7 protein-coding genes are annotated in these 13980 nt (G+C 43.1%); 2 read left to right on the top strand and 5 right to left on the bottom strand.

Annotation, left to right across the window (positions count from 1 at the left end):
• Positions 1-57 precede the first annotated feature (57 nt).
• From OH456_RS06340 to OH456_RS06330, 3 genes are read right to left on the bottom strand one after another with little or no spacing between them, the layout of a single operon-like run.
• Positions 58-1353, bottom strand: a complete 1296-nt coding sequence (locus OH456_RS06340) for an HlyD family type I secretion periplasmic adaptor subunit (protein WP_270033075.1) — start codon at positions 1351-1353, stop codon at positions 58-60.
• Positions 1346-3412 (bottom strand): ABC transporter transmembrane domain-containing protein, encoded by a 2067-nt coding sequence (locus OH456_RS06335; RefSeq protein WP_240205855.1) that lies wholly within the window; start codon positions 3410-3412, stop codon positions 1346-1348. The genes OH456_RS06340 and OH456_RS06335 overlap by 8 nt, the downstream gene beginning before the upstream one ends.
• Positions 3405-5027: an ABC transporter transmembrane domain-containing protein gene (locus OH456_RS06330; protein ID WP_270033074.1), complete on the bottom strand. Its 1623-nt coding sequence runs from the start codon at positions 5025-5027 to the stop codon at positions 3405-3407. The genes OH456_RS06335 and OH456_RS06330 overlap by 8 nt, the downstream gene beginning before the upstream one ends.
• Before the next feature lie 409 nt (positions 5028-5436).
• Here OH456_RS06330 and OH456_RS06325 point away from each other — a divergent pair, with 409 nt between their 5' ends.
• A complete protein-coding gene (locus tag OH456_RS06325; RefSeq protein WP_270033327.1) occupies positions 5437-7257 on the top strand; it encodes a PhoX family protein in 1821 nt (606 codons plus the stop codon).
• Between the two features lie 53 nt (positions 7258-7310).
• Here OH456_RS06325 and OH456_RS06320 read toward each other — a convergent pair whose 3' ends face one another.
• Positions 7311-7673 carry a DUF805 domain-containing protein gene (locus OH456_RS06320; protein WP_051647556.1) on the bottom strand — a complete coding sequence of 121 codons (363 nt, stop codon included), beginning with the start codon at positions 7671-7673 and terminating at the stop codon, positions 7311-7313.
• Between the two features lie 14 nt (positions 7674-7687).
• Positions 7688-10120: a hybrid sensor histidine kinase/response regulator gene (locus tag OH456_RS06315; RefSeq protein WP_270033073.1), complete on the bottom strand. Its 2433-nt coding sequence runs from the start codon at positions 10118-10120 to the stop codon at positions 7688-7690.
• A gap of 408 nt (positions 10121-10528) precedes the next feature.
• Between OH456_RS06315 and OH456_RS06310 the strand changes: the two genes are divergently transcribed.
• Positions 10529-13744 carry a S41 family peptidase gene (locus tag OH456_RS06310; RefSeq protein ID WP_270033072.1) on the top strand — a complete coding sequence of 1072 codons (3216 nt, stop codon included), beginning with the start codon at positions 10529-10531 and terminating at the stop codon, positions 13742-13744.
• Positions 13745-13980 lie beyond the last annotated feature (236 nt).

Raw genomic sequence — 13980 nt, 5'->3', positions numbered from 1 at the left:
ACGCCCTTGTTCATCAAGGGCGTTAGTCAAACTAGCGAATATTAATGATTGAGAAGATTATCGCTCACCAAAGGCACGGCTGATATTTGTGAATATCGGTTTCCACAGATATTGGAACACCGTTTTTTCGCCAGTGGTGATATCCACTTCACCGGTCATTCCCGGTAACAACGCAAATCTATCTGGGTCGTCCCTAAAGTAGGGCTTCTCGACTGCAATGGTGACTTCGTAGAAGATATTGCCTTTCTCATCCTTGCTGGTTGTAGGGGAGATGGACTCTACGATACCCTTAAGAGCTCCGAATCGACTATAGTCGTAGGCATCAATTTTGACTCTCGCACTTTGTCCCTCGTTAACAAAACCTATATCTCTCGGAGATAGCTGAGCTTTAAAGTCTGCCGTGCCTCCAATTGGCACGATTTCGACCACGGTTCCCCCTGGCTGAATTACAGCACCAACTTTTGTACTCGGTATACTTTGAACTAAACCTTGTAGTGGTGACGTCAAAACAGTATTAGTCAGCTTCGCTTCTCCAGAGCGAACACGAGCTTCTAGTGCAGAGAGTTCAGAGGTAGCTTTCGAGCGCTGATCGGCTACCTCGACTTTGGCTTCTGCGAGCAACTGGGAGATCTTTTCATCATTAGAATCTGCCTGTTTGATTAGCAGAGCTTTTTTACCCCTCGCTTCTTCAATTTGCTGTTCAATAGAGGCTACTTTTTGCTGCATTTCAAGAACACGAAGTCTTGAAATATTACCGCTTTTTTGTCCTTTTTGAAGTATGCTGAGCTCTTGTTTTGACGCGCTTAACTGGCGTTCGTAAGCTGGAATGGCTTTTTCTGTACTGCGTAATTGTTCTGCGATTTGCTCCGCCTCTTTTTCTAGCACTATCCGTTTTTGATAGTAAAGAGCAATTTGCGCGCTGCGCTGAGCTCTCTGCTGTGCAACGAGTTCTGGATATTGGCTTTGGTATAAATCAAAATTAGGCTCGCGCTCGTCAATAAGTGAAGATAATCTTTCTATCGTTAAATTGAGAGAAGCTTGTTGAGCTTTCAATTCCTCCAAGGCTGTTGTTTGGAAGGTCGCATCAAACTCAACCAACACTTGACCCTCTTCGACCATATCGCCTTCTGCGACAGAAATGGTTTTCAATTTGCCACCAATATCACTTTGAATGACCTGACGCTCACCTTCTGGGACGACCGTGCCTTTTGCCTTGGCAATTTCATCAACTTGAGTTACAGCTGACCAAGTACCAAATGCAATCACACACAAGGCGATTGAATAAGTGATTACAGACAATAGCTTCTTGGTCTGTTGTGATTCGATTGCTTCAGCATACTGAGATTTATTCATTGGCAGCGACCTCCATTGTGCTGTCACTATTGTTCTCTTCGTTCAGGGCACCAAAGTAGGCGACAGCGCCTTGGTTTAAGACGATAACTTTGTCTGCTAGCTTAATTAACTCGGGATCTTGTGAACTGAATAGAATTGTAGAGTGACCTCTTTTTTTATTAAGGAAGGTCTTAAACAGTTCAACGGACTTAGGTGACAAGTCATGAAGAGGGTTATCGAGCAAATAGAGAGGGTAATGAATGGCGAGGGCTTTTGCAGCAATCAACATTCTAGCTTCATAACGTGACAATAAATCGTACATACTGGCAGGCCAGAATTCGGTGAGTTTGGTATCAAGTCCAGCTGGTAATGAGTTAAGCCAATCTTTACCACCTGCTTGCTCAATAGCATGGATAATTTCTGCATCTTGTATCTCTTGTTTATCCGAGAACCATTCACGGATGTTAGTCAGGAGCACTTGAGGATGAGCAGCTTTGTAGAACATCCAATGGCGATAGAGCAATGGCGCGTATTGGCTTAAGTTAATACCGTTGATATTAACGACACCGTTTTGCACTGGTTGGAAACTTGCGATAGTGTCGATAAGGCTTGTTTTACCACTGTTAGAGGGCCCTGTAATGGCTATGATTTCTCCTGGCTCTATGACTGCACTTACCCCACTAAGAGCCGGTTTAGCCTGTTTAGCATAGCGGAGAGTAATTTGGTCGAGTTCAATCCGTGGCGGTGAACTTGGCAAAGTATGATGTTGATATCGATATGCTTCTTCCGAATTTAGAGTGAGCGTTCGATTGATCGTCATTTGTGTTTGCTTAAGCTGCTGAAGCCTAAAAGCGCTGTTAGCGAGGGTTTGGGCCGGACCTGTTACTCGGGAAATCAACATCATGGTTGCGATCAGTCCACCAGCCGACATCACTTGGTTAAAAATCAAATCGATGCCCAAACCAACGACAGCGAGCGTCGAGGTCACGCCTATGGCGTAGTAAATCGATGTGTATTTCGCTTGGTGTACTGTCTGTTTGAAGCCATTCTGAGCGGCTAAGTGGTTTGCTTTATCGAATCGAGACAACCAACCTTCTAGTAGTTGGCCACTACGCATAAAACCGAGGTGGGTAGATAGCTCGGCTATGAGCATTTGGCGGTTGGTTCCTGCAATGGTGGATTGATTGGCTTTTAAAGCTGAATTTTTGATACTACTGCGAGCGACCACGTAATACAGACCGAGGGCGACAATAGGAACGATGACTAACCAACCTCCCAATATAGCAATCGCTATGATGAATAGCAGGACAAATGGGATATCAAATAGCGCGTTTCCCAGAGGGCCAGCGAGAACCCCTGCGACTCTATCCGCAAAACTCAATTGATTGATTTGGCTTTGTTGAGGGGTTGCCTTACAAACGTTATAACTTCCGGTCAGTAGCTTTTTAATGAGCGCATCGGAAATTTCGCGACTTATTCGATTGGCGACAGTGGTTAACGTCTGGCTTCGTACCACTCTAAGCAACCAAAGCATGAAAAACAGAATGCCTGCTCCTATTGCAATTCCCTGTAGCTCGTGGGCTGCATCACCACCAATGACATGATCGTAGATGGACATTGTGATGAAAGGAATCGCCAGTGCGAATAAGTTAGAAAACAAACTCGCTAACGCAACTTTTGGGACCACCGCTTTGTAAGCGTCCAACCTTGTGCCCATCCAGTTGGGGTCGGGTTTATCAGGAGGTGAGCCCTCTAGTAAGATCGCGATGCTGAATTGTTTTAAATCTTGTGATGAAAAAGGGGTGTCATTGGTTACTTCGAATAAGACTTGGTCCTTGGGTTGAGCGATTATCAGTTGTTGGTCGGTGACCAAAACTGCCACTTTATAAGATTTCGTATGAAGCTGTTGCTGTGCATTGACGATTCGATAAGGCACATTGAGTCGGTCGAGCATACTCAAATAGTCTTCTAAGTTATCGAGGCCATTTTCTTCTACCCATTGATGAGCGAACACATCGACGTTGCTGTTCACTTCAAGTGCTCTGAGTGACAACAATGAGGCTGTTTCAATATTATTCATTGTTCTCTCCTTGCTCAGCGTTCGCATCAAGCTGCAATAAGATCGTGTTGTCACATATAGAGGTAAAAGTGTGATTAAAACTGACTAGAAATATGGTTCGGCCGTTGTTCGCTTCTGTTTGGATGATTTCTGCTAACTTAGGCCAAGTATCTATGTCTAAGTCCAATTCAGGTAAATCAATACAAATAATGGAGGTAGGGCGAGCGAGCTGAAAACAAATGTTGATTAAGCGGATACTGCTGTGGCTTAACGGTATAGTCGGAAGATCCCCCAGTTTGGTTTCGAAACCATCCGGTAGCTGAGTTAGCACGTCATACAAGCCAAGTGACTTACTGTATGCTAAGGCGCGTTCAGAAAGCTCGGGCTTATACCCACATAAGTTGTCTAAAATAGAGCCTTGAAGAATTGAAGAACGAGACCCTATGTAAGAGCTCGAATATTGGCGCGACAAAGCAGAAGTTGTGTCGGTATCTAACAAGAACTGACCGGCATGCTCCTGATTAGCCCCTCCTATTGTAGTGAGAAGGTGGCTAGCTGCTTCCTTATCGGGACAGGTGATTTGACAGATTGAGCCTGAAGAAATACTGGCATTAATTACATAGGTTTTTGAGAAGCGCTTTATTGCTAGATTGTTCATATGTAGTGATGAAAAAGATGGTAAAGCAGCGCTTATGCTCTGGTCTTGAGGTGAGAGTTTTAATAACGCATTTACGCTTTGTATGGCGGTTTGCATATTAGCATAACGAATATTCAAACTAGTCAGTGCGCTAAGTGGCGCTACCGCTCGGCCAGCCAAGATGGAACAAGCAGCAAGCCCACCAGTTGTTAGTTCTCCAGAAAGAACATGGGAGGCACCGGCTATGACTAAAATAACGGAGGTTCCCAAGGAGGCTAGATAGATGCATTCTTGAGCGAAGGCGTTCTTTCGTTCGTCTTCTGAATGAGTAAGTCGATGTTCCTGATTAATACCCTTATAAGCTGCATACGTCTTATATTCATTTGCCTGACGTTTGATACCAAGAATGTTACGGTTGAGATTGAGTACAAACCCCGCTCTTGCGTCCTCGGTAATGGCATGCTCTAAGCTTCGTTGTTTTGCTCTTTTACCTGACAGCCAGACGAAGCTGAATGTAATAGCCCATACGACAATAGGTACCGCTACTAAGCTTCCGCCAACATAGTAAACTAAAAATAGGAACAACAGCGCAAAAGGAATATCTATCAATCCAGATAGAAGTCCCCCTGAATAGAGATCTTTGATTTTTGCGATAGCTTCTAATCCGTTCTGAACGCCTCCCACTTTTAATTGCTTAATTTCCTTAATAGGTGACGTTGCTAACGCCCGAACTGTTTCTGCGTAACGTTGTTGTTCGAGCATGGAAGATTCTGCGGCCAGTACCCTAGAACGAACGTATCTGAGTAAAGCATCAAGTAATACCGCTATCGTTGCGCCTGCTAGTAGCAACGTCGCAGTGCCGTAACTTTGGTTTGGAATTATGCGGTCATAAATCTGTAGCACCGTTAAAGGCACGGCAAGAGAAAGAATATTGATAAGCACTGATGGCAGCAGCACTTTTTTAATGCCCTGAATACCTGAAGAGAATGTTGTGTCCATACCTAGCTCATTTCTTATCCATATCAATTAAGACTCGGACAAAAGCAGCGACATTTCAAATAGTAAGGAAAGAAAAATCCACAATTTGTTAAGGTTTAGTGTTCGATTGTTATTGGAGTAATACTGTACTTAAAAGCAATATCTATTTCATAGCAGTGTTTGTGTAGGGAGGTTAACTTATACAGACATCAAATCGTCCATAAAGAAACTTCTAATAATATAAGTGTTAGTTATTTGTAACTGAGATGTCATAATTTGATTGCATCATAGCGGCCACAATAGTAATAACGGCCAATTTAATGGCCTTTTCTTTAGTAGAAAGGAAGTCAAAGTGAAGCATTTTAATCGAACTCCAGATCAAAGAGCGCTCGACCAAGAACCAGAATTCAATCGTTTTGTTGAAGCTGCTATGTCGCGTCGTCGTTTTCTAAAAGCAACGGGGGCTGCTGGAACGGCTGGCTTTTTTGCTGCGAGTCCTATTAGTCAGGCTGTTGCTAACACTATGCCAAGCAAATCGCAGTTAATTGGCTTTGATGCTATTCCTATTTCAACAACCGATACAGTTGAAGTACCAGAAGGTTATCAGGCAGATGTATTGATCTCTTGGGGTGACGTTATCAGAAAAGGTGCACCGGCGTTTAGCCAGTCGAATAATGCGCAGGCACAGGAACTTCAATTTGGTGACAACAATGACGGTATGACGTTTTTCTTAATTTCCAACGACAGAGCTGTTCTTGTTGTGAATAACGAGTACACCAACAACGAGTACCTTTATGAGCATCAAGGTAATAATATTTCAGCAGATGATGCTAGAAAAGCACAGGCAGCACACGGGGTGTCGGTTGTTGAGTTAGAAAAGAACAATGGCAAGTGGCAAGTGAATGTAGATGGCCGCCTAAACCGTCGAATCACGGCGTACACAGAAATGGAAATGACGGGTATTGCTGCCGGTCATGAACTGCTTAAAACCAATGCTGATAAGTCGGGTAAGAAGATACTCGGTACGTTTAATAACTGCGCTAATGGGCAAACGCCGTGGGGGACTTACCTAACTTGCGAAGAGAACTTTAATGGCTATTTCGCTAATACTTCTGGTAGTGAATTAGGCGACCGCTATAAGCGTTATGGTCTGGGTAATAAAGACAGAGGGTATGACTGGTATAAGTATGATACGCGTTTTGATATGGCTAAAGACCCTAACGAACCGCATCGTCATGGTTGGGTTGTTGAAGTTGATCCGATGAATCCTAATGCAACCCCAAAAAAGCGTAGTGCTCTTGGCCGCTTCAAACACGAAAATGCGGCATTGACGATCAATGATGATGGCCATGTTGTGGTGTATTTAGGTGATGATGAACGTGGTGAGCACTTATATAAGTTCATATCTAAGAAAAAATACGTAGCAGGTGCAGATTCTAATCGTGATCTCCTTGAAGAAGGAACATTATACGTTGCTAAATTCACTGGAACAGAAGGTGAATTGAGCGGCACTGGTGAGTGGTTGGAGCTTACATGGGGTAAGAATGGTCTAACACCTGAAAACGGCTTCCCTGATGCGGCTTCAGTGATGATTTTTGCTCGAGAGGCAGCCACCCAAGTTGGTGCGACAACAATGGATCGTCCAGAATGGGTAGCCGTACATCCGGACAATCAGTCGGTCTTCTGTACGTTGACCAACAATAAACATCGCGGTGTTAAAGATTCACAGCCACTGAATGCAGTAAACCCAAGAGAAAAGAACCCATATGGTCACATCGTTCGTTGGAAGCCGACGAAAGGTGACCACTCAGCAGGCACGTTTAACTGGGATATTTATGTACTTGCGGGCAATCCTGAGGTGCACGAAGCTGGTTTGATGGCTGGCAGTGACAACATCAATAAGGACAACATGTTCAATAGCCCTGATGGAATTGGTTTTGACCTCGCTGGAAGGTTATGGATTCAAACTGATGGCAAATATTCAAACAAGGGTGATTTTGCGGGTATGGGCAACAACCAAATGCTTTGTAGTGACCCACAAACGGGTGAAATCCGCCGTTTCTTGACTGGACCAATTGCTTGTGAGATTACAGGGTTAACCTTCTCTCCAGACTATAAGACGATGTTTGTTGGTGTGCAGCATCCTGGCGAAGACCTTGCTCCATCACATTTCCCTGAAGGTGGTAATTCTATACCACGTTCATCTGTAATGATGATTACGCGTACAGATGGCGGCATCATTGGGGCCTGATAAGGGTCTCAAAAAATCGAAAGAGACTCTGCGTGAGTCTCTTTTTCTACTTACTAAAGTGAAGGAGGAGCGGCTCCGTACTCATTGTCATGGTCACTCTTGAAAATGAAAAAGATGACTAGAATGAGAGCGCCTAACAAAGGAATCAAATAAAGGAATAACCACCAACCACTTCGACCAGTGTCATGTAGTCGTCGGCATCCCACAGCCAATGTTGGTACTAGTACAGCTAAAGAATAAAACGTACCAAATAACCCGAATTGCTCACTACCGGCACCAACGATTCTATCGATGATATTGAATAGTAAGGCAATGACAAAGCTGACCAACACGTAACTCCAGTATTGCTTGCGCGTCGCTCGGCCGTTGAAGTTCGCATAGTTGTTCTTTAGGACATCGATGTAGTTATTCAGCATAAACACTCCTTGGTTTAACAGGATGCTTGGAACTTAGAGTCTAGCTTTTCCATCAACACTTCGCGTTTGAAAGGTTTGGGTAAATAGTCATCCATGCCACTTTGATAGCACTTTTGAATATCGTCATCGAGCACCGAAGCGGTTAGGGCAATAATATGAGTTTGCTTAAGAGCATTCTCAGCTTCGAACTCTCGAATTGCTTTGGTGGCTTCAAAACCATCAAGCACGGGCATCATACAGTCCATAAGTATAAGTCCAATAGTCGAATAGTCTCGTTGATAAATCTCAACTGCTTCTTGACCGTTATTGGCAATCACAAAGTCAATAGATAGCTTCTTCAAATTTAAACTAACGATCTGTTGGTTTACTTTATTATCTTCAACAACCAAGATTTTAAAGGTTCTCTCCGATTTTAGATTGGTGTCATTGGTGCTAGTCACCTCTGTAGGTGCTCTAGTCGTAGGTGCTCTAGTCGCCGTAAGGTTACGTAGGCTGTTGATCAATCTGTTACCAAATAGTGGTGATGTTAGAAACGCAGAAACCCGTAATCCATTGGCATTCGCGGTTTCTTTGTTATCGCGCAACAGGACAATATCATGCTCTTTGAATTGTGATTGAACCGAAGAGAAGTTGGCATTGCTATCAAGAATAATGATCGTATCAACAGTGAGTTCTAGCGTGTTGATGTCTGATACAGCAGCGTGCACGTATTTCACTCCGTAACGTTCTAGTTCCGAAAGCAACAGTGGATTTGGATAGTCTGAGAAGTATTGAACATGTAGCGATGGCTCATAACTTACACTATGGCTGTCGCGGCTGAATTCAAGGTCAAAGTAAAAGTGACAGCCTTTTCCTTTAATTGATTCAAGATGAATGTTGCCACCCATCATTTCCACCATCTTTGCGCAAATAGCCAGGCCTAAACCAGTGCCGCCATAGTCTTTCGAGGTATCGACATCTTCTTGTTTAAACTCTTCAAAAATGTGCTTCTGCTTTTTTTCATCAATGCCTATCCCTGTGTCCTGGATGGAAAAGCCAATGGTGACACTGTCTTCTGTCTGAGCTCTAAACTTTAGAGAGAATGCGATGCTGCCTGTTTCAGTAAACTTAATCGCATTGGAAGCTAAATTCATTAATGTTTGGCGAACTTTTTGTTCGTCGGCTTTCACATAGTCAGGTATCTCTGGATCGATGTCGATGAGAATATCGATTTGTTTCTGCTGTGCTTTGGGTGCGATTAGTGCCGCGGTATCAAAGATCGTCTCTTTTATTGCTGTCGTGTGAGGACAAATCTCTAAATGCCCGGATTCGATTTTTGAAAGATCGAGTATATCGTTAATCAACATGAGTAAGGTCTGAGATGATGCATTGATGGTCGTCAGGTAATCTTTTTGGATGGCACTAAGCTTGGAGTCTCCGAGGATCTCAGTCATACCTAAAATACCGTTAAGGGGCGTACGAATCTCATGAGACATATTGGCCAAAAATGTGCTCTTAGCTTGATTCGCTTGTTTTTCGTGCTCTCTTGCATCAATCAGCTGTTTCTCTAGGGTAGAGGTTTGTCTAACAACATAAAGTAGGATGAGAACAATGGCAGCGATGAGCAAAATAGTAGCAAGAGATTGATGATTCTCATGCTTAACGATTTCGCTGTTTATCTGCTCTGGTAAGATATTAAACAAGGTATTCAGTTTACCTTCCAGTTTATGAATGGTGGCTCTGAGTTCACCAAGTTGTCCCTCTTGATAGGAGTACCCAAAATTCTCGTATGCGCTTTGTAGAGCATAAAAAGCAAGTCGAAACTCCTGAAATCTATATAGGAGTTCGTATGAGGATTCCTGAGCGCTTAACTCTGATTGCATTTGAACGAGGGTTCGTTCAATTCTAGGTAGAACAGTAGGGTCAAACTCGGCGAAGAACTGGTACATTAAATCTTTGGTTGTTAGAGCAATGTAATCAAGTGGTGTTGAGTTGGCTTGAATCAAGGCATACTCGAATGCGAGCGTCTTCTGCTTTAAATTATCAATAAGGCCGGTTTCACCCTCTGAACCATGAATAAGCAACACAATATCAGCCAGTAAGTAGAAGCGTTGAACATAATCATCGACATGGGATAATGCCTGTTGCCCATCGTAATCTGTATTTAGTCCGGAATTAATAATGGTTGCATTGATCGAACCTAGCTGCTCCAGAATGTTTTGATAATCCGTCTCCATTTTCTGTAGATATATGTGGTCGACTCTATCAATAAAATCTTTTTCGTGACGACGCATCATTAGCATGTCGTTAGATGCGGTAAGAATACTCTTTTGAAGCGAAATCAATTGGTTTTTGGTTTTATCAACGGAATGTTGAGTATAGAAAAATAGGGCTAAGAAACTAAGAATAGCAAATGCGCCTAAAGTAAGGGTTTTGCGAATAGCCTGAGTGGGAAAGGTGTTGCTCATCAATCCATATCCTTATGGTACAACGTTTTTTGCACTCCGTAGTGTAACGCAAAACAAGTAGTAACAAAAATGAAACAAAACTAGATGGCGTTAGTTTTTATTCCCTTAATTTTGGTAGAGCAGAGTCAATACTTTGTAGCAACTTGTATTTTTGTGTATGCCTGAGGCCATGACGCAAGGTTGAGGAATAAGAATTCATTAGTGCAAAGATGATTGGATATGTCATTTTGCAGTATTTAAATGCTGTGTGATATAGGTTGGGTAGGAGATTATCTCGCATATTTTCTTGGTGAGTGATTGCTTGATAAAGTGACGAATACTTGTCTGTATTTACAATGATTTCGTGATGAAAATTTCCCGCCCAAATCTGTGGCATGATGGGTAAAAACGCAACACTTAAGGGAATCCATGAAATTTTCACATTTAGCCCGAGTGGGCTTTGTCCTTTTCTCGGCTAGTCACGCCTCTTTGCTTATTGCACAAACATCAGATGGCTCATCATGGTATCGAGACATTGCTATTTCTCCGGCCGGTGATCAGATTGCATTTACTTACAGTGGCCAAGTCTGGGTAGCAAACGCAAAGGGTGGCGATGCAGTTCCGCTTACAAGTGAGACGGTTTATAGCTCGAATCCTGTATGGTCTCCTGATGGACAGTCGTTAGCATACCAATCTAACCAGTATGGTCGGGGAGATGTGTTTGTTTTGAACATGAACACTCATAAATCTCAACGATTAACTTTCCACGGTAGCAAGGATATCCCTTATTCCTTTAGTGCCGATGGTAGCCAAGTCTTATTTCAATCTTTTAGGATCGGTAATGGTGATAGCGAATTAAATAACGGATTTTTTGGCCGCTCCTACAGACTGTATACAGTTCCTGCAAAGGGTGGTCGAGAGCAGGTCTTGTTAGAAAATTCAGTGAGTAGTTATTCGGTCTCTCATGATGGTAGTCAGGCTTTGTATACTGATTTGCCTTCGTATACCGAACAACAGTGGCGCAAAGGTGCTCAATCAGATGCTGCAAGAGATATCTGGAAATATGACGCTAAAACTCACAAACACACACAACTAACAACGTTTAGAGGTGAAGATCGCAACGCAGTTTGGTCTGAGGATGACCAGTCCATGTATTTCTTATCTGAACGTTCAGGCAGTTTTAACATCTGGAAGCAATCTTTGACTGAGCCTGAAGGTGATGCTGTTGCCGTAACTCATCATCAAAAGTTACCCGTTAGGTTTTTATCGATTAGCACCCAAGGTGATTTAGCTTACGGGTTTGACGGTGGTATTTGGCTTAAGAGGAAAGGCGATAAGGCAGCGCATGAAGTTGACATCAAAATACGTAAAGCGCGCAGTGATAGCAGTACTAGAAACGTGAATTTGGCCTATGAGATTACTGAACTAGCGGTATCACCAACAGCTCCGGAAGTCGCCGTCGTAGCTCGAGGGGAGGTATTTGTCATCTCTACGTTGACCGGAGAGGCACGTCGGTTGACGAATACCCCACAAGCAGAAAGAAACATTTCGTTCTCTAGTGATGGAATGACATTACTTTATGGCTCTGAGCGAGCAGGGAATTGGGATTTATTTGCGAGTCATATAGGCGATCACGATAAGAGCTTTCTTACGGCAAGTCAGATAACAGAACAGCAACTCACGGATACGCTGGTAGATGAGACCCAACCTGTGTTGTCTCATGATGACACTCGCATTGCATACAGAGAATCAAGAAATACGTTAAAAGTAATGACTATTGAAGATGGCGCCAAAACGACACTTCTTAACAGCCAATCTATGTATTCTTACGAGGATTCAGATTGGCGTTATCAGTGGTCGCCAGATGATCAGTATATTGTATCTCGTGATGGTAGTACGTTAAGTGCTAATAATATTGTTCTACTTGATAGCAAAGGCGAGAACAAACCCATCACATTGAGCTACAGCGGATTTGTTCAATCTGCGCCAAAGTTCTCTGATGATGGTCAGGTTGTTTACTGGACATCAGACAAAGACGGGCTGACAGAACTGGATGGCAGTACCGTAAATGGTGACGTATATGCGGTCACTCTAAATAAAAAGACAGAAGCGAACTTGGGCCTATCTCAAGACCAAGCGTGGTTAGCTGAGCAAGAAGAACACGCTGCTGCTCCAAACCATAAAACTCTGATTGATGTCAACGACCTTCAAGATAGAATCCAACGCTTAACGCCTTATTCTATGTCAATTTTGGCGAGTTACCTTTCTCCCGACAACACTGAAATGGTTGTTGCCAATCAACGAGGCGATGATATCGAATTTGTGCACCTGAACCTTTTAACAGGGGAGCATGAAGTGATGTTCACACGCTCCGCGGACGACATCCAAGCCATTACGGTAACGCCTGACAGAACGATGTTGATGCTCATCGGTCATGGACAACTAGAGAAAATCGATTTGGCTAATGGCGATAGTGATGACGTTCATTTTAGCTTGGATGCCGAATATGACTTTGCGAAAGAAACACAATATATCTTTGACCATGTATGGCGCTTAACCAAGACCAAATTCTACGACAAGAATCTACATGGAGTAGAGTGGGATTGGTATAGAGAGGCGTATGCAAAACATTTACCAAGCATACATAATTATACCGACTTTGCTCAGCTATTAAGCGAGTTGGCTGGTGAGTTGAATGCCTCGCACACTGGTTCTACGTATAGGATGCACCCAGGTAACTGGGAGTCGCCAGCATCACTCGGCATAATTTACGATGACAAATATCAAGGGAAAGGTGCAAGAGTTCGTAGCGTTCTACTAGGAGGGCCAGCGGATCTGCCGAATAACCCGATTAAATCAGGTAGCATTATTTACTCGGTCAATGGTGTAGATGTTCAACCTGGTCAGGATATTTATCCATTACTCAATAACCTAGAAGGTAAAGTAACTCGACTATCTGTTCTTACTCCTGGGAATAAGAAGACGATATCCGTAGCCGTTAAGCCAGTTTCGTTGTCTGACGAAGCGAAACTCTCGTATAAACGTTGGGTAACGGAGCGTGAAGTGCTGACCAATAAGCTATCAAATGGACGTCTGGGTTATATTCATATTCCTGAAATGGGTAACGATTCATATCGTCAGTTGGTCAACAAATTGTTTGGACGATATCGAGATAAAGAAGCGGTTGTTATTGATGTCCGATACAATGTCGGAGGGAACTTACATGATCAAATAATGAATCTATTATCTGGCGTAAGACACAGTTCAGCGGTATCGAGAGATGGTTATTCAGCAGGCTCTTTCCCACTTCGCCGTTGGGCAAAACCTAGCATTATGTTAGCGAATGCATCGAGTTACTCAGATGGTTCAGTGGTACCTTACTTTTATCAGAAAGAGGGAATTGGAAAACTAGTGGGTGAACGCGTGCCAGGGACGGGAACTTACGTGCTTTGGGAAAACCAGCAAGAACCATTGTTAGAATATGGTGTGCCGCAACTTGGTTTCAAAAATGATCAGGGTAAATGGTTCGAGAACAATGAAGTGAAGCCAAATATCTTGGTTTATAACTCACCTGACGACGTCGCTTCTGACAGAGACCGTCAACTAAGCGTTGCTATTAAGGAGTTGCTGGCGAAGCTGAACTAAGATAGGCAACTACATATAAGTACTTAGTTTTGAAGGCCCTTTGACTTTGAGTTCAAGGGCCTTTTTCATGGAAGTAGATAGAACATACTTTCGTGTAAGACATTAATGTTAAAGCGCTGTGAGGCTTTGTGAAAAAGATCACGTCTTAATGAAAAGCACCAAAATAATGTGTATTGCATCAGTATGGTGCTTTGACCATATATAACTACATGAGACCATTTACATTTGATGATATT

The sequence above is a fragment of the Vibrio sp. La 4.2.2 genome (assembly GCF_027586995.1).
GTDB classification, from domain to species: domain Bacteria; phylum Pseudomonadota; class Gammaproteobacteria; order Enterobacterales; family Vibrionaceae; genus Vibrio; species Vibrio mediterranei.
Note: the sequence above shows the minus strand (reverse complement) of the source record. Positions and strands in the feature narration are given on the sequence as shown.

What these genes read in the sequence shown, in the direction of transcription:
- OH456_RS06330 (WP_270033074.1), bottom strand. Translation starts at nt 5,027, where the DNA reads ATGGACACAACATTCTCTTCAGGTATTCAGGGCATTAAAAAAGTGCTG.
- OH456_RS06320 (WP_051647556.1), bottom strand. Translation starts at nt 7,673, where the DNA reads ATGCTGAATAACTACATCGATGTCCTAAAGAACAACTATGCGAACTTC.
- OH456_RS06335 (WP_240205855.1), bottom strand. Translation starts at nt 3,412, where the DNA reads ATGAATAATATTGAAACAGCCTCATTGTTGTCACTCAGAGCACTTGAA.
- OH456_RS06310 (WP_270033072.1), top strand. Translation starts at nt 10,529, where the DNA reads ATGAAATTTTCACATTTAGCCCGAGTGGGCTTTGTCCTTTTCTCGGCT.
- OH456_RS06325 (WP_270033327.1), top strand. Translation starts at nt 5,437, where the DNA reads ATGTCGCGTCGTCGTTTTCTAAAAGCAACGGGGGCTGCTGGAACGGCT.
- OH456_RS06340 (WP_270033075.1), bottom strand. Translation starts at nt 1,353, where the DNA reads ATGAATAAATCTCAGTATGCTGAAGCAATCGAATCACAACAGACCAAG.
- OH456_RS06315 (WP_270033073.1), bottom strand. Translation starts at nt 10,120, where the DNA reads ATGAGCAACACCTTTCCCACTCAGGCTATTCGCAAAACCCTTACTTTA.